Here is a 21473-nt window from a genome sequence, read left to right as displayed (position 1 = left end):
AAATAAAAGGTTCGCTTTTGGCTATTTTTAATCTTCCTCACCTAAATCTTTTCGTCTTTTTCTTATTAATTTGTGAACTTCGCTTCAATCTGGTTTTTTTTGCTCTGGTTGTTTTGGCATTACTGGTTTTTTTTCTCGGTTAGATTCTTTTTCTTTATTAGGCATTGGTGGCGGGGTTGGTATATCTGCCGTTTTCTGAACGGGATTATTAATAATTGGCTTGGTTTGTTGATTAGCAAAAAAAGCATTAATAATTCCTTTAAGAATATTCACTTCTACTTTTAACAATTCCACCTCTTCATGTCCGTTTTTCTTTTCTAGTACTTTTATGCGTTCAGTTTGCTCTTTGTCATGTTGTCCTAATTTTATGCTATCTCTTTTGATTTCTAAAAAGTATCTAAATATCATAACTAATCCTGCTAAAACAACAAAGACAAGAGCAAGACACAAATAAAATCATTTAGAATAGTCGCAGTGTGTTTCCATATTTATTATACTTTTATTAATCAATTCACTCTATTTCCACTTATTCTTATCGTGAACCACATTTGTTAATTGTTCTAGGAATTTATCAGCATTATCCTCATTGCCTTTAAGTTGAACCAGCTCATCATAACTTTTGCGGAAACTTTTCAATAGGTTATAATAACCATCCATGGTGTCTTCGGCAATGGCTTCCTCGGCAAGTTTTCTTAAAGTTTCTGAATGAACAACATCTTTATCAGACTCTAAAAAATCTTTGGTATTGTTTCTAATTCTTTTTCATTTCTTTTCTGGAGCTTCTATTCCGTTTAGTATCTCATTTAATTCAATACTATAAACAGTTGCGGCACTATTTCCTCCTTTGTATTGGACTAGATCTTCAAATAACTCTCGAGCTAATTTTTGTTCTAGTTTCTTAAAAGCCTCCAGTGTGTTTTCTTTTTCTGCTTCTTCAATTTGGTTTCTAAAATTCGGCAAGTCAGCAATTTCTTCTAAATGTGCTTTAGCTCATTCAATCCTTTTTTTTTGTTCCTCTTCACTAACAGTATGATCTTGATTTTCAGCAGCACAATCTCGACAGACTAGTTTAGTTTCCTTAACTTTAACCTCAACTCAATTATTTTCAGTTTCCTCAGTAATCAGTTGAAACATTTTTCTATCTGGCGATACTGGATTGCTACAATTTTGGCAATAAGTTATTTCTTTTATTTCTTGGAGTTCAATTCCTAATTTTTTTCTTTCTTGTTTATTCATATAATTTTGCTATGTTTTTATGCTCCAACTTGAGCAGTCATCAATAAAGTTCACACTTCTTCACCTTCATCGTTTTTCATTTTTTTATAATCAATATTAGCATCAGTTAATTTATACAATCCTGCTAATTTCTTGATGGTGTTAGGGTTTTTGCTACATTTTTTACCCCCATCATAATCCTTGCTTCCTAATTCATCCTTTTTTATCCTTACCAGTCCATTCAAGACTTTTCTCGTTTCACGAACCACTTCTTCTTTACCGCTTGTTGTATCTAACTTCGCTCCAAATACTGCCCCAATCATCTTTTCTTGTTTTTTCATGTCCAATCCTTGTGGGAATAAACCATCTTGAGTAATAAAGTTAGCGATCATTTCTTTTAGGGTTTTTAAAGCTACTTCTGGTTTCATTGATACTTTTTCAGCTTTTCCTAAGTATCTTTCTCACAATCCTATATCGGGTTTGGGTGTGGGACCAGACCAAGTAGGCAATTTGGCTAACAATTTAACAAAACTAGGAACAGCCGTTGCTTCAGCTTCATCTCCTTCGGTTCTTCATACCAATTTATCAATCGGCAATTTTTTGTCTCGCTGTTGATCAGTGATTCTTAATCCCATTAACAATTCTTCAGGTGCTTTACCAAAAGTTTTTGAAGATGGATAAGCTAATGCTCCTCGGAGAATATCTACACTATAAATTTGTTCGTAAGCTTTTTTCTTAATTTGTTCGATATTGCCATCAAAACAAGCCTTAACCATCGCTGCTGAAACATTATCTGAAATATCCATTTCCATACAATCTTTGGTTAGGGTAATAGCCAAACCTGGTTTAATTCTAGCACACCTTCCCATTTGCTGAACTAAACTAGAAATAGGGGTAAATCCCAAAACTGGAGAAGTATAAGTAAAGTATTCACCCAAATTCTTAGTTTCGGTCGCTCCTGAACAAACGACTGTATCAATGTCGGGAGTATAACCCATTTCTCTTCGACCATCTGTTATTCCTAGTGAACCATAAGGTTGTCCGAAAGAAACATCCTCACAATTTTCATCATATTGTTCACCATAACTAACATATTTAACATTAATTCCTAAGGCATCTAACTGTTCAGGATTTAATTGTAAACTCTTGCTGAAATATCAAGTTTTACCAGCTCTAATTCTTTCTTCTAAATTAACTTCAACAAAGATAGGCAAACCATCTTTATCTTGGAATTTAATCGTGCCAGGAGATAGGTTCCGCATTTCTTCTATTATTTCAGCTTGTTCCGTGTTATCTATTTTCATTAGTCCAGCTGGCATTTTAGGATCCAATTTACCACTAAACATCCTAGTCATATGATAAGTAGAAGTAGCCGAGAATTCAGTTTTGGGGAAAGTAGCTGACATTCTTAAACAGTTATAACCTGCTTTAATCATTTCGAATTGTAAGGCTTGATAACCCGCATCATTAAAGTGGGCTTCGTCAAAAACAATAATAGTATCTTCTTTGGGGATTAATTTTTCTTTAACTTTTTGTTTTTCGTTTTGGTCACTTCAACTGTCTATTCCTCCACTTTCCACAAAAAGATTACGAGCGGCAAATCCTAACAACTTTCCAAAATACATTACCGAAAGACCTTTTTTGTTTTCTTCCTTCCCCTTCGCTTGTTTAGTGTTGGCATTGTATCAATAAGCAAGATCATCTTTAGCAACTGGGTAAGAACCATGACTAACATAAATTTCTTTTCTTACCTTTTCGGCTTTATTTTGGGTTATTTCTTCATCAGTGGCTTTAGTGAAAGTGCCTTCTCGACAAAATTCCATTGCAGTTTTGCCCTTTGCTCCTCCGTGATAAACACAACCCCATCTTTGTAATCAAGAAGTATGATGTTTAAAAGCACTGTCTACTAAACCAGTTGTAGGACAAACTAGAATGATGTGTTTCTTTCCTCCCTCTACTAAACAGTTGACTAATTTAGTGGTTTTTCCCACTCCAGTTCCAATCGCAAGGTGACCAGCCATTCCTTTGTTTCCACCAATCATCGGCATATCATTGACATCTTCCCAAGTTCCTTTCGTTATTTCTTTGCCCATCACTGTTTTCCCTTTTTTGTAGCGTTTACCTGCACCTAATCCAATTCGGCAAAAACTATTTTCTTTATCCAAATCATTAGGATCAAAAGCACGATTATTACCATCACGAGCTTTATTGTAGAAAAACTCTAACAAATAAGCACCTTTTTGATCTCGATGTAGGTCTTTTTCTGGATCAGTAAACTTTTTGGGTAATTCATAACCTTTCTGTGCATCCAACCAACCAGATTTAACTAAATCTTCATAACCCGCTCCATCTCTAAAAAGACCAAGACTTTGAACATCTTTGTCGGCAGCAATAAGCTTGTTCAGCATATCTACTGTGATCGGTTCATAATTGGGAACAGTTCATTTATCTTCTAAGTTTTTTTCTAATCTTTTAAGAGCGTTTTCTTCTATTCCTCCATCTTGGGGATCAGTTAGAGAGTAGTGGAGTTTATCCCTTTGTTCTTTTTCTGCAATTTTGGCTTCATTATCTTTATTAGGAGGCAACAAGTCTCTTTTTAATTCGGAAAATTGTTTATCTATATTTGCCTGATTAGCATCTAATTCTCTTAAATACTTATAAGAATTAATTTGTTTTACTAGATTGTCAACTTTCGCTATTTCTTGGTCGATATCTTGCTTTTTAACTTTTAAGACTTCAATATCAGCAATATTTTGATAGTTGATTTTGCTGTTTTGGATATCTTTGGGGTTAATTCAACCATTATCAAAGGCTTGGCGTTGGTCTTTGCCGGTATTTGGTAAGCCAGTTGGGGTAGTTCTTCACAGTTCTATTTCTTGGTCTGATAAATTGGTTGCGGGCTGTTTTTCTTGGAAATATTGCTTAAATAATTCGACTATTTTTTTGTCTCTTAATCCTCTTAATTCTTCATGATTGATAGTGTCGGGGACTGCTAACTCATCATAGGATTTTTTAATTTCATCATCGGTGGGAAAGTTATTTAAATCAGTTTGAAGGTCAATTTCTTTCACGATTAAGTCGTGAGCTTTTTTAACTTCTTTTGCTAGATGTTTCAAAGGGTCTATTTTGTTGATAGTTTTTTTATACCCTTGGCTTTTAACCACTGTTTCAGTGGTGTAAGTTTCTATTTTCTTATCATCACCAATTAAGCCGTCAGGGTTATTGTATCAGCCGTTATTGTAAATTAATTTGGCTACTTCAATGCTTAAACTGCTTTTTCTTCAATTATCTTTTCATTTTTCATCAATGTTGTTAAGAATATCATGCTTTTCAAAAAAGTTATTTCATTCTTTTTCTCTTCGTTCTTTGGGAATGTCAGCCAAAACTTCTTTAATTTTTTCCGGAGTAGTGGCTTTATTAATGCGGTTTTTTTCTAAATCGTTTAGGGGTTTGTCTTCTCCAACCATTTCAGCCGCTTTTAAAATGGCGTCTTTGTAAACTCCCTCGGCAGTTTTTACACTGCTTCCATATGTATTGGACCAGAACAATTTATCGTTACTGTCAACAATGCCGTGGTCTTCATAAAAATCCCTTCAAGCTTCAATGGCTTTAATTCGGGCTTGTTGTTCCGCTTGTTGTAGAGCAATTGCTTCGGGGTCGCGACGCATTCCTTCACGACCCGAAGGAATTTCGTCACTTGGCTCTTCTCCAAAAAACTCCTTTTCTCCCATAATATTACGGAGTTTTTTCAATAATATTCCTTTGTTTTCAAAGCCTTTTTCTGCTATTTGTAAAATAACTTCTTCGGCTTTGTAAATGCCATTCTCAAATTTATCTGTCCCGCCTAATTTAGTTTCTATGGCTTTATTAGTTTGGTCTTGGGTTTCTTTTTCTGTTTCTGGTCAGGTTTTATAAGTTGTTAATGCTTCTGTAATTGCTTTTAAATCGTTTTCTTTATTTCAGCCGCCAGTATAATTACCATCCTTGAAGTTTCCCTTGCCAAAAAGCTCGTAAATGGTTTCCTTGGCTGTGGCAACTATTAGTTCTTGGTTAAATTTATATTTTCCGCTCTTAAAATTTTTGCTACCAAATATTTCTTCTAAGGAACTTAAAAGTTGTTTGGGACTTAATCCTCCTCCTTGATAGGCTCCATTAATAAAATTCTTTTCACCACCGAGAGTTTCAATGACTACTCTTTTAGTTTCATCCTTAATTAGTTGTTTGGTTTCAACATTATTGCCAGTTTGACGGGCTAAAGCTTTAAGTTTAGTTTCTAAAAAGGAATTATTGTAATTCATAAGTGATTTAAATTATTAATAATTTATTAAGCAATTTAAGGTTATTAATCCCTTATTTTCACTTAAAAAATGATGCTAAACACTTATTTAATTGTTTCGTATTTGCTTAGTTTTTTTTTTAAATTTTCAATCTCTTTTTCTTGTTGAATAACTATGTCTTGTAAATCTTCATTCGCTTTTTTAAGTTCAAGAATATAGTCTTTGGCTTTTTCCGTAGCTGGGATAATAGTAAAAAAAGTATTTTTTTGGTCTTTTTGGTCTTTTTCATTGGCTACTTTAAATGCTTTTTTTAATTTCATAACTTATACTCCTTCACGCATGCTCGGTTATGTGATAGTAATTTTATAATTTATGCTACTTCCCATAATTCTTTATTTTCTCCTTGTGGCAACGAATACAACGCAAAGTTTCAGGAACCCACACAATACTAGGGTCTAATCTGGCAGATCTTTCACACCCTAGACAAATTTTTCACCCATTCGCGATGCTGTGGACTTTATCTCATCAAGTATTAATTTCAGCCTGCTCTTTGTTAATCACATTAATAGTCGTATTAAGAAAACTTACGCCTTTCGACAGCTTGTTATCTTTATTGAATAGCTAGTTCTTTGATCGCGATTTCTAACTCTTCTCAACAGTCATCGCAATAATATTTTTTGCTATCTTGGTCTTGGTGTTCAGCTTGTTTTTCTTTGCATTCGGAGCATTCTTGATCTTCTATTTTTTTAGTTTCTTCTTGGTTTTCTGTTTTTTCTTCTTTTTTTTCGTTTTCAGTCATTAAGTTAATTTTAGACCCATAATCCTAAACTTTGGCGAAAATCATTGCGTAACATCTCTGCTTCACTGCCTCAACTCTTATATTATCCATTCGGTTTTAAATTTTTCATGGCTTTGCCTTTCTCTTTCGATTTCCTTTACTAACTCTCTAATTGCTTCTTCTTTGGTTTTGTTCATAAGGTTTTTTTATTCCTCTTTACCAAATCAAGCCTTATCTCATTCTTCGTCCGTAAGTTCTGTCTCTAAACTCGCAGCACATGGAAAGCATAAAAATCCAATTCTATTTCCATTCTTATCAAAAACAATTAATTCTTTTCAATAATCTTCTATTTTTTTCGCACAATTTGCACAGAAGTTTTCTCCCGTTGCTTCTTCTTCATATGCCATTGCTAGATTTCCATCAATATTAAGTTTCATATCAATTAACAATTTTAACTATTTATTTTTTTTATTCTAGTTTTCATCTCCATCATCTAACATTTCTAATAATTTAGCCCATTCAGTAAATCCATTAAATATAAATTCTCTAGTTTCTGGTAAAGCACAAGCTTCTAATAAAGGAGTTAAAGTGTTTGCTTTTTCTTTTAGTTCTTCTCCGGTGTTTTCATCCAAATTATGCTTTAATTCTTGGCTTTTATTTTCTAATCGCTTAATTTTGTGATTATTGGTTAAACTGGTTACTTCTTCAATAAATTCATAAGTTTTTGTTAATTTATTAGCAATAAATAAATTTCTTAATTCAGTTATTTGCTCTGGGGTAAAATCTTGTCCGATTAATGAGGCTATTTTGATTTCTAATGCGGCTAAACTTTGGTCATCGATTTCCTCATCTCTTTGGATATAATGTTCATAAATGAGTTTGACTGCTTTTCTTGCTTTTTCATTACTTTTTTCTTCTATTGTTCAAAAGTCGTCATTAACTGAAATTTTTTTAATTATCAAACTATAAAATTTTACTCCTAAATCTTGTTTTGTTTTAATACTTAAAGGTTTATGGTCATTTATTCACTCATTTCATCAATTCCTTTCTTCCGCTAATTCTTCTTCTTTTTTAGTTATGAATAGGCTTAATTCCTGCAGAGTATTTACCTTATGCCTAATTAATAATTGCTGAATTTCACCATTAATTCTGTTAATTTCTTCTTGAGCTTGATTTCTTTCTTGGATTATTTGATAAATACTTTTGTTTCCTAATATTTGCTTTAAATGCTCATGGTTTTTAATTCCTTCTCCGTCTCCTTCTAATATTCGAAGAAATTGTTGGAAATTTTTCTCTAATTTTTGGTATTGGGTTTGCTGATTATTTATCTTTTCGGTTAATTCTCTTATTTGATTTTGCAAGTTATTTCTTTCATTTTGGTATTCATTTTCTCTCCTGGTTTTTTCTCTTATTACTTCATTTAATTCGGTTAAATTGTTTGCTCCCCAATACTCACAAATGTTCTTAATTTCTTGTTTAGTTTGTTGTAATTCTTGGTTTGAATTATTTCGTTCGTTAATTAAATTCAGTTCACTAGCCTTTAAACTATCCAATTCTGCTTGATATTTTTGTTGAAATCTAGCCTCTAATTCAGGTAGTTTAAGATAAGGACAGTCATGTTCTGTACTAGGAGTAAAATTCATTGAATTTGATTTTAATGGTACATTAGGAATAATAGGAGGTTTTGTTAGATCTCTAGGATGATTAGGGTCGTTTTCTGAATCAGGCTTATTTTCTTTTGGAGTAGCCAGAGCTATTTTTAGATTTCAAGGAATTTCAGTCGCTTCAAGCCAATTCTCGCGAATATTAAAGCGTCCACTTGAAGCAAATTTTCCGGTAAATTTTACATCCAACCTCTCTTTTTGGGCTTTTTCTAATAATTTAGTGTATTTACTAGGATCTATTTTGGGTTTTTTATTCGGATCCTCACACCATATCCCTGTTCCCAATTCGTTTTCTACTTTGTTCTTTCAATAATTCCGAAATTGTTTTATTTCGCTAGGAAGAATATCTGGGTTCATTTAATCAATTTTTACTTTACTTTTAAGGTTGCTAAACAGTCATTGCAAAATGATTTAGTTTCAGTTTCATCAGAAAATACGATTATATTAATGCTTTCTGCTTCGGCTTTTTCTTGATGATTAGTTACTCCACATTTTTCGCAAATTGCTTTTTCTGTGTCCCTAAAAGTTAATGTTTTGCTTTCTTTTAGTATTGTATCACTTGGATTGATTTTATTGCTGTCAGATTGCTCTAAAATTTGTGGTTCTTTTTCATTCATTTAATCAGTGGGCAGTTTTTTTCACTCAGTTTCTTTGATAATTCTCTTTTTTTAATCTTTAATTATGCTCGTAATTTTTGATACTCTTCTTTAGTGATAATTCTTTGTCTTCAGAAGCCGATAATCGCTTTTGTTTTATCGTCTTTGATCCGATCTATTATGAAGTCTTTTAGCAAATAAAATTCCTTTGGATTTGATCTATAATTTATTTCGTTATTGATTCCTATCGCATTGGCGACATCTTTGCTTAATCATAAACTATCGATTTCTTCTCCTTTTATTTCAAGTGAATTGTCAAAGAGCAAAACATAGCCTTGATTATTACTATCTCTTAGTTTAGTTACTATTTCTTCGACCTTGATTTCTAAGTAGTGTCGCTTGAACAAATTTAATTCTTGGTGTCCCGATCCATCTTTATCTTTTTCCTCTGCTTCTAGTTTTACATCTGGTTTTCAGTTTTTTTTATACTCAGGTCAATCTGTCACCAAATTCAGCACGCTTTCGTATCTTTCTACTGCTTCCTTCTTAACTGCTTTAATTTCCTCCACGTCTCTTTTTTGAGTCAAGGACAATAATTACTCACTAACTTTACTATTTTTATCGGTTATTTGATAATGCAAAGTGATAGAACCCTCTCCATCTTCTCTAACATTCCTTTCTATTTTATAAGGATGATTGCCTTCTTTTCTGTTTTCATCCTTTTCTCCATCATCCAAAGTAGGCAAATAATCAAGCAACCCTTCGATTTTTAATTCAACTAAAAAGTTAATTGCATCTACTAAGTTCATAATTCCTCCTCGAATTCCAAATTCTTCTGTAATACAGCGAGCCAAAAATTTTTCACTTATTTTTTTTCGTACTTGTTCTTGTTCGGTAGTAAAAGTATCAGGTTCATGGCTTTTGTTATATTCGTCTTCATCATATTTTATTTCTACTCCGTTAACAGTTTCTTTTCCTACTATATCACTAGGAAAATATTCCCTTACAAAAGCATCTCTCCTGTTCCTTAAAATCTCTAATCTTTGGTCAAAAGTTAACAATTGAATATTCACTTTTTTGCAACGAGAACGCACAAAGTCAGGCACTCTGTCTCAATAATTTGCAGTTAGCATAATTATGGCTTGGCTTAAATCTACATCAAATTCTAAAAAATCATCATAATAATTAGAATTAATTTCCCTATCGGTCATTTGTCCTACCACGAACATTACTGTTTCCTCTTTAACTTTCTCAAATTCATCTAATAAAATAATTGGTGCTTGACTAGGAAAAGCATAAAATTTACCGGATAATCTATTTATTCTCTCTTGTAAATTAAGATATATAATCTTTTCTTTTTTAGAGCCATATTGGTTAATTGAATTAAGAGTCTTGGTTAGTCTTTCTTTATCTTTTTCTTGGTCTTTTATTGCTTTAATTTCTTCTTTTATATACTCTATTCTTTCGTTTTGGTAGTTAGTTTTTTTTTTCTTGCTTTCTAAATGTTTTAATTTGGTTTCTCATTCGGTTTTAGTTCTAAAAACTGCGGTGGTGGCATCACATAATGCACCAGCTACTCTTCCATAGGTCGCACTATCCAAAGTAGGTCGCATTCCCTTTAAAATTTTAGGGTGATTTTGTCCTGCCATACCAATCATAACAATCGGACGCTTATAAGCCTTGGCTAAGGTTTTGCTAATCTCCGTTTTTCCTACTCCTGCTTTCCCACATAGACAATAAAAGGTTTGAGGTATTTTCTTACCAATTGAACGATAATAATAAGCCGTTTTTGTTTTTTTACGTAATTCTTCTTTAAACTCAGCAAAGCCGGTAATTCCTTTCATTACTTTATCATAATTCTCTAAATCGCTTCAAATAACTTCCTCACTAAATGCTAGACATAAGCCAGTCATTCCTTTTAATCGATTTTCTTTGGCTTTCCCTCCTGCTTTTTTCACTACATTTGTTCTCCTAGCCAAATTTTCCAAGATTAAAGTATCTTCTACTGCTTCGGCTTTTTCTTTTAAAGATTGATATTCATCAGGAGTTAAAGTTGCAAATTGGTCTTTTTGTTTTTTAATTTTTTTCTCTTCGGCGGTTTCTTCGATTTCCTCTGTTATTGGAACAGGTTTAGCAGGTTTTAATTCGGTTGAAGCAGTGGCGGAATTTCATTCTATTATTCCTCGACACATGGCATTAATATAAAAAAAATGACCAAAACTATCCACATATTCGGCTATGGGAGTTTCCAAAGCCATACATTGGTCGATAATCTTCGACATTTGAGTTAAAAAGGAAGGTTGTTCTTCTTTAGTACTTACCCTAGTAGTGCTGTCTCGTTGAGTTCCTTTGTCTCGGTCTTTATCTCGCTCTGTTAACTTATCTTCTCCTTTATCTAAATTAGGTTGTCACTCTCAACGATCAGGATCATCTTTGCTCCTTTTTCTTAAACCAGTTTGTACTTCTACTTCTGCCGAAGTTCAATTGCCTCTCCTTTCTTTGGCATCTTTAGCTCATTCTTTTTCTTGCACTCCATATTCGCCTCCAACCATGTCAATGGAGCGATAAGGCTTTTCTTTGCTTCTAACTACTTCAGAAGTTAGTTTTTTGTTGTCTTTGTTAACTGTGCGATCTACACTCTTATCTTGGAAGCGGTCTTTAAGAGTGCTCCCGGTAGTTTTATCACTACTCTTTAAAGTGATTAATTTCTCAATTTTTAGTTTTATATTAGGGAATAATTTGTGATATAAATTCTCGGTTCTCTTTAATTCTTGGAACTTACTGCCTATCTCGGAAGCAAATCGACCTATAAACTGTTCTTTGCTTCCATAGTGAACGTTATATTTTCACTTCTGATAGACTAATCCTGTGAACCCTTTGGCGGTTAGTTTTTCTAGTTTTTGGTCTTCTTTGGTTAAATCTGGAGAACTAATAAAATAATCTTTTACGTTACTCTGCTCTCAAAATGCACTGAAAGTAGAAAAGTAGTTGGATAGAGTTTTGGCATTAACTTCAGCGAGAAGTTTTTCTTCTTCCTCACGTTCTTTAGATCTAAGGCGGGCGTAGTTCATCTTCAAAACATTTTTAAGTATTATTTTGTTTATGCCGATCTCGGTTTTTAACATATAAGTCTAATGCTTTTTCTACAACTTCTACCATTTTTAATCTTTCTTCGAGAGATATTTTTTTTAGGTTTCAATAAAATTCTTCGCTGACTTTCAAACCTAGTTGTTTATTTCTTATCGGCACAGTCTATAATTCATTTTGGCTAAAACAAATGTGGATGGCGAAAGAAACTAACAATTTAAAGGTCGGTGGTTAATTCTATTGATGACTTAATTTTTGTTTCAAAATTGCTTGCCAAAGTCTTAATTAAAAGTTAAAAGGTTAATTGACGATTTGTCTTTTTTGACAAAACAGACCACGTTTGTTTCTTTTTAATAATGAAGAGACGAGAAACGTATTCGTTAACCATCTTTGCGTTCCCTTAATGAATAATGATTGACTTAGGTTTAACTTATGTTTCCTCGGGAACGATTAAAAAGACAAATGAGAAACAAAAGAATAATGATGCCCCGAAGAAGAATTAAAAGACAAGTAGACGTTTCCGTTATTGATTTAATTTAATCCAATTAAACACTCCAACAAGTTGTAATGTTTAATTGGATTAAACCTTATTCTTTATAATATAAAAAGAAAAAAATATATAAAAAAAGAAATGAAAAAAAACATTGCCAAAATGCCTTTTTATTTACTATGTAAATAAGTTTAATTAATTTAAAAAATAAAAAAAACCTTTTCTTCCTGTTTTCTTTATTCCTAGCAAAAAAAATTAAATCACCAATTATCCAAATAGCCTTTTTTTGGAGAAAGTATAAACCACTTTTTTTCTAAAAATTAACTATCCTGAATAACTTTTTCTGGTGATTAGAAATGAATTTCACTTTAAATGTGATTTTCTTTTCTTTTTCCAGTAAGAGTCACGGGAAAAGCCTTTTTGTTTTTTAGCCTAAGTTAGTATTTTGCTTAGGGAAGAACCCCGGGTCAACCATTTCTAGTTTTCTAGTGTCTATGTGTCTGGGTTTACTTTGGCTTTTCCTATTCAGAAGAAAATTTACCAATTATGGCTTGCTAATTTACAAGTTTCTCATGAGTCTTTCTCCGTCTAGTTTCAAAACAGTATAAAAAAGTTGTTTCTTTTTTTCACCATTAAGAAAACTTACGCCTTTCGACAGCTTGTTATCTTCATTGAATAGCTAGTTCTTTGACCGCGATCGTAGGTTATACAATTCTAAAATGTGTCTTTTGTTCGTTTATTAACAACAGACTATTTTTAATTTGTGAACAACACTACTCTTTGTAATCTGATCCTTATTCTCTTCTCGTTTCTTTAATTATTCAAGAAAAAATAAACGAATATTCCTTAAATACTCGTGTAAAAGAAAAATATCTTTATCACATAAGGAATAAGTAGGCTAGTTACTTCTACTTTATTTTATAACTAGTATTTTTAAAGAGTTGTGAACTTTTTAAGGTTCACCGGAGATAATGTATTACACGTTAATATCTCCTTCCTTAAATAATTTATTTAAATGTTTTTCTTTAACTTTCTCTCTTTGCTTTCATTCCTCTCTTGTGACTTTGAATTTTTGCCTTAATATTTCTTGTTCTTGTAATCAAGATTGTTCATTTACAGGTTCAGGCGATTTTCTTGTTAATTTATACTTGCTTCTTGTGTAGTCAAGAGATTTTTTGGCTAGTTCGTAGTCTTTTAATTCGCTTTCTTTTTGTTTAGTGGCGATTGGTTTAAGCATGTTTCCCTCCTACTCTTCTACTTATTTCATTCAAAAGTTCATCAGTGGAATATTTTTCTAAATCTTTCTCATTACTTTCTAAATTAGGCTGTTTTTTATTTTCTTTGAATATTTTGCTATAATCCTGATAAAGTGTGTTGTGGTCACTGTGAATATAATCCAAAGTTGTTTGGATATTACTGTGTCCGAGTTGTTTTTGAATAGTCTCTAGTTTGCCGCCTCGGTTGTAGAGATTTGTTGCTAGACTTCTCCTAAAAGTGTGAGAACTAACTCATTTACTAATGCCAGATAATTTAACTTTTTGGTTAACAATTTTTCATATCCGGCGAGGTGAAAATTTAACATTTCTATTTTTCCTAGTATCTAAGAAAAGATAATCAGTTGAATTAGTTTTGAAATGTTTGATTAAAAATTTAGGGAGAAAAACAGACCTGTATTTATTACCTTTTCCGTGTATTTTTAACACTTCGTTAGAATAATCGTAATGTTTTATGCTTACCAACTCACTAGCCCTTAATCCTGAATAGAAAAGAAAATCCAACATAAGGCTATTTCTTTGATAGACTTTTTCGCTTTCTTCAAATCTAGTTTGTTTCAATAGTTTTAGTTCTTCTTCGTCAATTGTAGAATAAAATTTCTTTTGAATTTTAGGAATAATTCTATATATTCTCTTTCAATCAATATCCTTAATTCCTTGAAAGTTAGCACAAGACTTTAAGGCATTATAATAGGATCTGCAAGTGAAAGCTTCTCTTTTTTTACTAAGTTTTTTAATAAGAAGTTCAATGTATTCCTCATTCACAAGGTCGAAATCATAATATTTGCTAATTATTTTTCTATATGATTCAACCGTTCTGGGAGATAAATTTTTATTTTCTAGTCATTTTATATAATCATTAATGTTCTTCATAGAAATTTTATTGTTTTTCTCCTTTCTTTATTTTCTTTGAATATTCTTTGCAAATATCACAAATGTGTCCCTTATAAACCTTCACTTTCCCTAATTTAATAATATGTTGGTATTCAGCTTCTTTTTGACAATAAGGAGACTTATATTGGCACTGTTTTTTAGTCATATTTTCTTCCTTTCTCAATCAAATTTCAGCAAATAACGCAAAATTCACCCATTTTATAACTGTCTCTCCTCACAATTAGAGCAGGGTTTATCTTTTTTCCAAAAATAGAAAAAGTTCTTTCAGCCTAATCATTGGTGGCATTTGGGGCAGTGGTTATAGCGATTACTCATTATTGCCTCCTTCCAAAGCCATTTTGCCTCCTCAAATATCTATTCTTTGGTGTTGACGAGAGCTTTTTTCTGCTTTTACACTTTGGTGATATTCAGTTAATCACAGTAAACTATTCAAGTCTAGTAATTGTCCTTTACTAGCCAAAGCCAAAGGAGCAATAGGATTATTCAAGTCTGGTTCAAAAGTTTTAATCTTAATCTCTCCTAGTAAAATCCTTCTTTTTAATTCTCCTAAAAGCTCTCCGTGGGGGATTTGTCACATTTTCTCATAGTGCTTTTGGTTAATGCTTTCACTGCTGATTAGTCCTTGGTAAAAATTCTTGGCTCCGGTTTTGGCATCATAAAATAGTTGGCAATCTAAACATTTATTCTCATATAAGCCTTCTTGGTATTTGTGTCTTTTGGATAAATGTTCTTTTTCTCACTCAGTGTTCTTATATTTAGCAATGATTTCCTTTCTTTGCTTTTCTGCTTGCTGTTTTTTTAATTCTAATTCTGCAAGGCGAGTTTTTTCTTTTTCGGTATAATCCCAGCTTACTAACTTATTTTCTTGGATAGTAAACATGTATTCTTGGTTCAGAACCAAGTTTTTGTTCTTGGGATTATGGTGAAAATTAAGCAGTTTATAAGGGTTTTTTCAAGCAGGATTAGTTAAATATAAAACTTGGTAATTTTTGTTGTTTTTGTCTTGTTTTGTTTCTATTTGGATTACTTTGGCTTGGGTTACTTGGTTATTCATATTATTCTATCATTTCCTTCAATGAAATCTCAGTTTTTTTTTCAATCAAAAGTTTGTTCATGCTTTCAAGTAGATATTCATATTCTCCAAGCATAGACTTGTTTCTTATGAGTTCTTGCCTATAATTCTCTAAACATTCTTTACAAAAGCAATTAACAATTCCCTTAGTAGTGGGGCGGTTTGTGCTTATTCTAGTATCTAATGCAACAGTTCACTTTAATTGTTTACAAGTAAAGCAATTTGTTTTAGTTATTTCAAAGTTATCCATTATTCTCCCTCCTCCTCATCATCTTTCTGCCGACAACTTCGACAGACATTGATTTTCCTGCCACAATTGACACATTTGCCTTCGGCTTTTTGACTTATCCAAAAAAGAATTAAGAGCAATAAAAATAGGAAAAGTAAAATCAAGCCAATAACTATTAAGCCTTTGACAGCAAACATTCCGACTTCTTTTCAATTACTATTCATGCTTTACCTCCTTTTCTTGGTTTAATTCGTGTTTATCTAAAAATTCTTTTACTCGGTTAGGTTCAATTGTGCCATCTTCTAAACTCATTATTATTTCGTAGTCTTTCGGATAGTAGCAATTATCCTCCTCGTTTCCTATAAAAAGAGCAACATAACCATCATCCTCGTCGCACCTTTGCTTTTTAATTTCTCCTATGGCTATTCTTTCGCCTAACATTATTAATAATTGCTCGTTAGTTGGTTGTTCGTTTGACAATTGGTTCTTTTCTACTTTATCTTTCTCAAATCGTTCTATATCGCTGTTAATTGCTTCTAATAACTTTTCTTGTCCGTTAGCACTACCATAAAAATTAATCTGTTCGGCTATTTCAGGCTGATAATTCCCTCTGCTAATGCTTTTGTATACTAGATAAGAATGTAAAAGGTGCGGGTGGTTTTGTAATCGTTCAATTGCTTCTAGTTCTTTTATTTCAGCTTGCTTTTTATAAAGAAAATCCCAAGCAGGTTTAATTACTTCTTTGTAGTGTTTATCATTTTCACTAATTAATGCTTGTATTTTCTCTTTTAAGTTCTTTGTTTCCATATTATTTACTACCTCCATAATCATAAACATTATAGCCATTATCGCTCTTTTTCCCAGTCATTTGTTTTTGGCACTTCGGACACTCTCACTTCATTTTTCCTATTTTCACCATATCTACTGAAAGATATTTACTTTGGCAAGAGCAAACTGGGGACATGCTGCCATGATAAACACAACCTGGTTCTCCTTGTTCATTATCCTTGGCTTGGTAAAGAATACATTTTCTAGTTTTTTCATTCATGATTTTACCAGTCATTCCAGTATTTTTATCCCAGTAAAAAGGACAACGTTTTTTATTAAAAATTGTTTGGTTCATACTACCCCTTTCTCCTTTCATTTAAATGACTATTGCAATAAGCCTTGGCTTGAAAACCATCCATTCTTTTGCCAATGGCTCCATTCTCACAGTCTACTTGTTGGCACTCGCCAAGGTCAATTACTTTCTTAGTCTGCGGTTGGTTAACTACTGTTTGCGGTTTAGAAGCACCATTAATTTTGTCTGGGTCTAATTCATCACCAATAGGAATTAAAAAGAATTTGCTTAAAATGCATTTCACAGCATAAGTTTCCGCTGCTCCTTTGGCTTTCGCTGGGTCTTGGTTAATTCCGGTAGCTCAAAAACTAAATTTCTCTTTTTCTCTGCTTTCAGTGTCAATTACTAGCATTAGTTTGCGATACTTAACAAATCAGTTGTTGTCTTGCTTTTCACAAATAAATTCAGCCTCATTATCATCACTTAATAAGATGGCTAACTTTTGCTTATCTAGGAGAGGTTTTAATAGTTCTAGGACTTGTTTTTCGTTGAAATATTTATAATAAGCATTTTGGCTTCGCTTAACCAACTCTCCTACTTCACTTTGGATTTGCTGGATTTTTTGGTAAAGGGTGTGGTTACCCTGGGGTTTTTTTGCTTTTTCTTTTACTGTATCCGTTTGATTCATATTTGCTTAAAAATTTGGTGTTCCCTTTTGGAACATATTAACAGGAGGGAAAAATGAAAACTACAAAAAATTATTCCATTAATTTTTGCTTTCCCTCCTGTTGTTGGTGCCGACTAAATAAAGATAAGAGAAACTTATTCTTTACTAGTCAGCATATTGGTGCCAGCTTTTTTTTAGATTTAGGAACTAATTTTTGCTGGCGTTTGATACCAGCGAAAGTTTTGTTTCCACAGGAGAGTGGCGGATCCACTTTCGCTGGCATATGGCGTCAACAAGCAAGAATTTAATTAGGTTAAAAAAATAACATTTTTAAATCAATCTCCTTTCAATAACCTTGCTTTTTTAGATTCCGTATTTCTGTATGAACAAGTTACAACATAGAATTAGATTGATTCCTGCTTGCTGACATATGGTGCCAGCGGTTAAACCATGCAGAGTTTCCCGCTGGCATTTAGTGGTGGCTGGTTTTCTTATTTTCCAGCCACCACCTTTTTAACTGTCCGGAGTGTTTCCTGTTAAAGTAAAAAAATCTTCTGAATACAAATCACCTTTAACATTTTCAACAGTTAATGCTTGTAAGTGTGCCCTAGTAAAAAAACACTCAATTAACTAGGGCAAGTTATTTACACTCGCATTTGTGTTCTGGCTTGCCACAGCCTAAACATTTAATTCTCTTTCTGCCCATTTCCTCCTTTCTTTATTTGCTTGTCTTGACAAGAATGGCAAGTGTAAATATAATAATTATTGCCATTGAGGTGAAACTGGTCGTCTATTCACAGCCGACCACAGCCGTCAGGGAGCGGCTTTTTAACTTTCTTTGGTGGGACAGCTAGAAAACTAAACGGCGAATAATCCCTCTCTCTTATATTGGTTTCAGTCATGTTTATTATTCTCCTTTTTCGTTAGCTTCGTCGGTTCCTTCGCTGTTGTCACCACCATTTTTTTTGCGAAAGACAAAGTAATATAAAGCCCCTGCTCCGAGAGCTATCACTGTTGCTCCGATTAACCATCAAGCTCAGGTTGGGAACTTACCCTTGGCTTTTGGTTCAGGTTGGGTTTCTTTGGCCGGAGTTTCTTCACTTTCTTCACTCTTTGGTTTGCCTCCGGTTGGTTCCGAAGTAGTTTTGCTTTCCATCTTGGCAATGCTTGCTAATTTAGCCAAGACTGCGGTTTTTACTTTGGTTTCTTCTTCAGTTAGCGTTTGTCCGACTTTCTCAATTTCTTCTAGTTTGGCTTTAACACTTTCTAATTCTTCGGTGATTTGGCTTTTGCTTTTGTTAAACTCGGCTCCTTCCCCTTTTGGTTCTTTGCTATTAATTATTTCTTCTGTAATATCTTTTAATTCGTATCTTTTAATAATTGCCACTACTTCTTGGGGTGATTTGGATTTTAACAGTTCGGTTAAGTCTTTGACTTTAGCAAATTCCAAGAAATCAGTTTTAATTTTCTTTTCGGTTTTACCACCTTCTTTTTCAGGCTTTGTTTCTTCTTTAATGCTGCTTAATAGTGCTTCAATCTTTTCATTAGTGCCATATTCCTTAAAGTTTAGCCATTTAGTGATAATTTCACCATCTGTGCTTTTGTTTAATCCTAATGCTTCGTCAATGTTACCCATAAACTTCTTTTTCAGTTCTTCATAGGCTTTTTCAGCAGTGTAATCAGCATTTTGGCTGTTGGAGATATCTGAGTAAGTGTAGCCTAATTTATCTACTTCCGCAAATCAGTTCAGCATTTCTTTGCCTTGCTTTTCTCTGATTTCCTTGCGAGTGTCAGGGTTAGAATTAACATATTTTTTGATTTGATAGCGGCGAATAGCAGCGATAAAGGCTTCAATATCTAAATCAGGGTCTTTTAACCAATCTTTTAAGTTATCATGGGTTCCGTGTTCGGTTTTGATAAAGGCTTTTCAATCCTGCTCGGTTTTTAAGTAAAAGTCTTTTACTAGTTTCCAAAACTTATCCTCTTGGGCGTATTCAGATTTAGCCCACTTATTTTTCATAGGGATTTTATAATCAGTTCCGAGAATTCTTTTGAGAGCCGTTTCAATATCAGTAGCAATTAACTCACTTTCACTAATTTTCTTTAAATGGTCTCCTAGTGATGTGCCTTCTAGGTTAATAAAGTTCTTTAAGGCTTCCAAATCTTGAACGATTTTTTCAGCATTTTTGCTGTTGTTTTTGTCTTTTAATCACTCTTCAAAATATTTATTAGGGGCTTTGTCAGACGGACATTTGCTAGTAATATACTTGTGATAATTAGCCGTTAATTTGTTGTAGTTGGCTTCAATAACATCTTTAAAGTATTTGTGCGTTCCATCTTTAAGTTTGCTATTAATTAGGTCTTTGTGGTCTTTTTCTCATTTAGTTTCGTCTGTGCCGATAAGTTCCAAGAATTCGTCATAATCTGTGGAGAAATTATGTCAGTTTTCTCAGGTTTGTTTCGGACAAGTATCCGAGTTGCCTTTGAATTTCCATTTATTAGGAGTAACAGAGGTGTCTAATTTGGCTTCAATTCGGTTATGGAAATGTTTCAGTTTGTTAGCCAAAGCATTCTTGTCTTTTTTAGTAAATTTGCCTAGTTTTTGTTCTAGGTCTTTTATTTCTTTATCATTAAGTTTCTTTTCTTGCAAAGTAATTTGGTATTCACTTTTTAATTCTTTTAGTTCACTTTCTTTTAAGTCTAATTCTTGTTTCTTTTTGGTGTATTCTTTACTATTTGGTTCACCACAGGAAATAATGCTGTTTCCGGACACTAGTTTATCATTAGCCAAAGTATAAGTGCCGTTGGTTAAAACTTTTAAGGTTGCTCCTTGGTCAATGTTAGTTTCATTGCTTCTTTCATTAATTCAAGTTGTTGCTTGGGTGTTGCCACAGACTTGGTGGAAAAGTGAAACCATACTGGAAAATCCTTTGGTATTTAATCCGGTATTGCCAAAACTCACGGCTTTTCTTACTTTTATTCATTTATCCGTAGTTCCGTCTTTAACTTTTCATTCGTGTTTAACTGTGCCGGTATCTAGACCATGAGTGGTTTGAAAACTACTTTGCTGTCCAGTGTCTAATTCATAAAGAGGGAATAAGCCTACTTGTTTATAGTCTTTATCTAATAGAGTATAAGTTTTGGTTCCGTTAGTTAAGCGATAATCATTAGCTCCGGTTTTGGCTAATAATTCATTATTACCATTAGGGAAACAGAATAAAAAGAAGTCTCTCAATTCATTTAGTTTGATATCTACCCAATTAGTGTGGTCGTAGGTCGTGCCATTTACTTTAACTTGTTGATAATAAGGGATAAATACTTCACTGCCAAATAAATAACCATCAGCCGAGCCTGTGGCATCGTGCTTGACACTACTAATATGATTAATCAGATTTCTTACTGGCACTCAGCTTGGCATAATTACTTCGGATTTGTCTTTAATGTAGCTATTTGTTCCTACTGCGACCATTTTTTGATAATATTGTTTGTATCTGCGTCAGTTTCGGTCTACTCACTCTGCAGAATTGGGAGTAGGACCAGCATTTCCGATATTCCTTTGATTAGCGTGGGCAGTGTCAGAATGATGATAATAATTGCTATTGTGGGAGACTATAAAACCACTGTCTACATCAATTTGGTCTAGTGGATTAGGGTCGTCTCAAGCATTAACTACTAGGGTGCTGCCATTGGCTCCGGTGCCTCCGCGATTATCAAAGCCGTGTTGGATTTGATTCCAGCTTAGAGTGTCAAAATTCATCACACAAGTTAAGAAACTGTGGAGGAAATTAGCCGGCATGGCTCTATCGGCTCAAAACTGTCCATTAGTTCCTCCAATATTAACTTGGGCTAATCTTTGGTTTAATTGTGTGCCGTTTTTACTTCTTAAAAATCTAAATTTATCAAAAATTTTTAATTGTTTTTGATACTCTTTAAAGTTAGTATCGTCTCCATCATAGCCTGTTTTTAAACTTTCCACTTCGGTTTTTAAGTCTTCAACTTCAATTTCCAAAGGAGTTATCTTTTCATTAAGTTCTTTTAGTTTAGGGTCTAACTCACCTTCATTTATTACTTTATATCTTTCAATTTCTTTTTCTAATTGTTGTTTTTCTTTTTCGTTTATATTTTCATTCATTTTAATTTACTTTTCCTTTCAATTGTTTGGTTGTTTTG

22 protein-coding genes are annotated in these 21473 nt (G+C 33.0%); all 22 read right to left on the bottom strand.

The window, feature by feature from the left end:
* Positions 1-27: 27 nt before the first annotated feature.
* Positions 28-486, bottom strand: coding sequence for a hypothetical protein (locus GvMRE_RS03895; protein ID WP_147409967.1), 459 nt, complete (start codon positions 484-486; stop codon positions 28-30).
* A 30-nt stretch (positions 487-516) separates the two neighbouring features.
* A complete protein-coding gene (locus GvMRE_RS03890) occupies positions 517-1236 on the bottom strand; it encodes a hypothetical protein (RefSeq protein WP_147409966.1) in 720 nt (239 codons plus the stop codon).
* Between the two features lie 17 nt (positions 1237-1253).
* The gene (locus GvMRE_RS03885) at positions 1254-5513 is read right to left on the bottom strand and encodes a DEAD/DEAH box helicase family protein (RefSeq protein ID WP_147409965.1); all 4260 of its coding nucleotides are present in this window, start codon (positions 5511-5513) and stop codon (positions 1254-1256) included.
* 83 nt (positions 5514-5596) lie between these two features.
* Positions 5597-5812 carry a hypothetical protein gene (locus GvMRE_RS03880; protein WP_147409964.1) on the bottom strand — a complete coding sequence of 72 codons (216 nt, stop codon included), beginning with the start codon at positions 5810-5812 and terminating at the stop codon, positions 5597-5599.
* Positions 5813-6102: 290 nt separating this feature from the next.
* Complete coding sequence (locus GvMRE_RS13505; protein WP_172575246.1) at positions 6103-6291, bottom strand: hypothetical protein; 189 nt, start codon at positions 6289-6291, stop codon at positions 6103-6105.
* Between the two features lie 185 nt (positions 6292-6476).
* Positions 6477-6707 carry a hypothetical protein gene (locus GvMRE_RS03875; protein ID WP_147409963.1) on the bottom strand — a complete coding sequence of 77 codons (231 nt, stop codon included), beginning with the start codon at positions 6705-6707 and terminating at the stop codon, positions 6477-6479.
* A 36-nt stretch (positions 6708-6743) separates the two neighbouring features.
* The gene (locus GvMRE_RS03870; RefSeq protein WP_147409962.1) at positions 6744-8291 is read right to left on the bottom strand and encodes a hypothetical protein; all 1548 of its coding nucleotides are present in this window, start codon (positions 8289-8291) and stop codon (positions 6744-6746) included.
* An 11-nt stretch (positions 8292-8302) separates the two neighbouring features.
* Positions 8303-8551: a hypothetical protein gene (locus tag GvMRE_RS03865; RefSeq protein WP_147409961.1), complete on the bottom strand. Its 249-nt coding sequence runs from the start codon at positions 8549-8551 to the stop codon at positions 8303-8305.
* A 62-nt stretch (positions 8552-8613) separates the two neighbouring features.
* Complete coding sequence (locus GvMRE_RS03860) at positions 8614-9117, bottom strand: hypothetical protein (RefSeq protein WP_147409960.1); 504 nt, start codon at positions 9115-9117, stop codon at positions 8614-8616.
* 9 nt (positions 9118-9126) lie between these two features.
* Complete coding sequence (locus GvMRE_RS03855; protein ID WP_147409959.1) at positions 9127-11601, bottom strand: P-loop NTPase family protein; 2475 nt, start codon at positions 11599-11601, stop codon at positions 9127-9129.
* A 13-nt stretch (positions 11602-11614) separates the two neighbouring features.
* Positions 11615-11779 carry a hypothetical protein gene (locus tag GvMRE_RS13500; RefSeq protein ID WP_172575245.1) on the bottom strand — a complete coding sequence of 55 codons (165 nt, stop codon included), beginning with the start codon at positions 11777-11779 and terminating at the stop codon, positions 11615-11617.
* 1304 nt (positions 11780-13083) lie between these two features.
* A complete protein-coding gene (locus tag GvMRE_RS03850) occupies positions 13084-13344 on the bottom strand; it encodes a hypothetical protein (RefSeq protein WP_147409958.1) in 261 nt (86 codons plus the stop codon).
* The gene (locus GvMRE_RS03845; RefSeq protein ID WP_147409957.1) at positions 13337-14254 is read right to left on the bottom strand and encodes a tyrosine-type recombinase/integrase; all 918 of its coding nucleotides are present in this window, start codon (positions 14252-14254) and stop codon (positions 13337-13339) included. Before GvMRE_RS03845 ends, GvMRE_RS03850 begins: the two co-directional genes overlap by 8 nt.
* A gap of 7 nt (positions 14255-14261) precedes the next feature.
* The gene (locus GvMRE_RS13495) at positions 14262-14420 is read right to left on the bottom strand and encodes a hypothetical protein (RefSeq protein WP_172575244.1); all 159 of its coding nucleotides are present in this window, start codon (positions 14418-14420) and stop codon (positions 14262-14264) included.
* A gap of 162 nt (positions 14421-14582) precedes the next feature.
* Complete coding sequence (locus tag GvMRE_RS03840) at positions 14583-15329, bottom strand: hypothetical protein (RefSeq protein WP_147409956.1); 747 nt, start codon at positions 15327-15329, stop codon at positions 14583-14585.
* A gap of 1 nt (position 15330) precedes the next feature.
* Positions 15331-15597, bottom strand: coding sequence for a hypothetical protein (locus tag GvMRE_RS03835; RefSeq protein ID WP_147409955.1), 267 nt, complete (start codon positions 15595-15597; stop codon positions 15331-15333).
* The gene (locus GvMRE_RS03830) at positions 15597-15800 is read right to left on the bottom strand and encodes a hypothetical protein (protein WP_147409954.1); all 204 of its coding nucleotides are present in this window, start codon (positions 15798-15800) and stop codon (positions 15597-15599) included. Before GvMRE_RS03830 ends, GvMRE_RS03835 begins: the two co-directional genes overlap by 1 nt.
* Positions 15793-16383 carry a hypothetical protein gene (locus GvMRE_RS03825; RefSeq protein ID WP_147409953.1) on the bottom strand — a complete coding sequence of 197 codons (591 nt, stop codon included), beginning with the start codon at positions 16381-16383 and terminating at the stop codon, positions 15793-15795. The genes GvMRE_RS03830 and GvMRE_RS03825 overlap by 8 nt, the downstream gene beginning before the upstream one ends.
* A gap of 1 nt (position 16384) precedes the next feature.
* The gene (locus GvMRE_RS03820; protein WP_147409952.1) at positions 16385-16699 is read right to left on the bottom strand and encodes a hypothetical protein; all 315 of its coding nucleotides are present in this window, start codon (positions 16697-16699) and stop codon (positions 16385-16387) included.
* A gap of 1 nt (position 16700) precedes the next feature.
* Entirely contained in the window at positions 16701-17324 is a 624-nt protein-coding gene (locus GvMRE_RS03815; RefSeq protein WP_147409951.1) for an ERF family protein, read from the bottom strand.
* Positions 17325-17989: 665 nt separating this feature from the next.
* Positions 17990-18205: a hypothetical protein gene (locus GvMRE_RS03810; RefSeq protein WP_147409950.1), complete on the bottom strand. Its 216-nt coding sequence runs from the start codon at positions 18203-18205 to the stop codon at positions 17990-17992.
* A gap of 5 nt (positions 18206-18210) precedes the next feature.
* Entirely contained in the window at positions 18211-21435 is a 3225-nt protein-coding gene (locus tag GvMRE_RS03805) for a hypothetical protein (RefSeq protein WP_147409949.1), read from the bottom strand.
* Between the last annotated feature and the right edge of the window lie 38 nt (positions 21436-21473).

The sequence above is a fragment of the endosymbiont GvMRE of Glomus versiforme genome, from assembly GCF_003546845.1.
The sequence above is the reverse complement of the archived record's forward strand: the minus strand, read 5'-3'. Positions and strand labels throughout refer to the sequence as shown.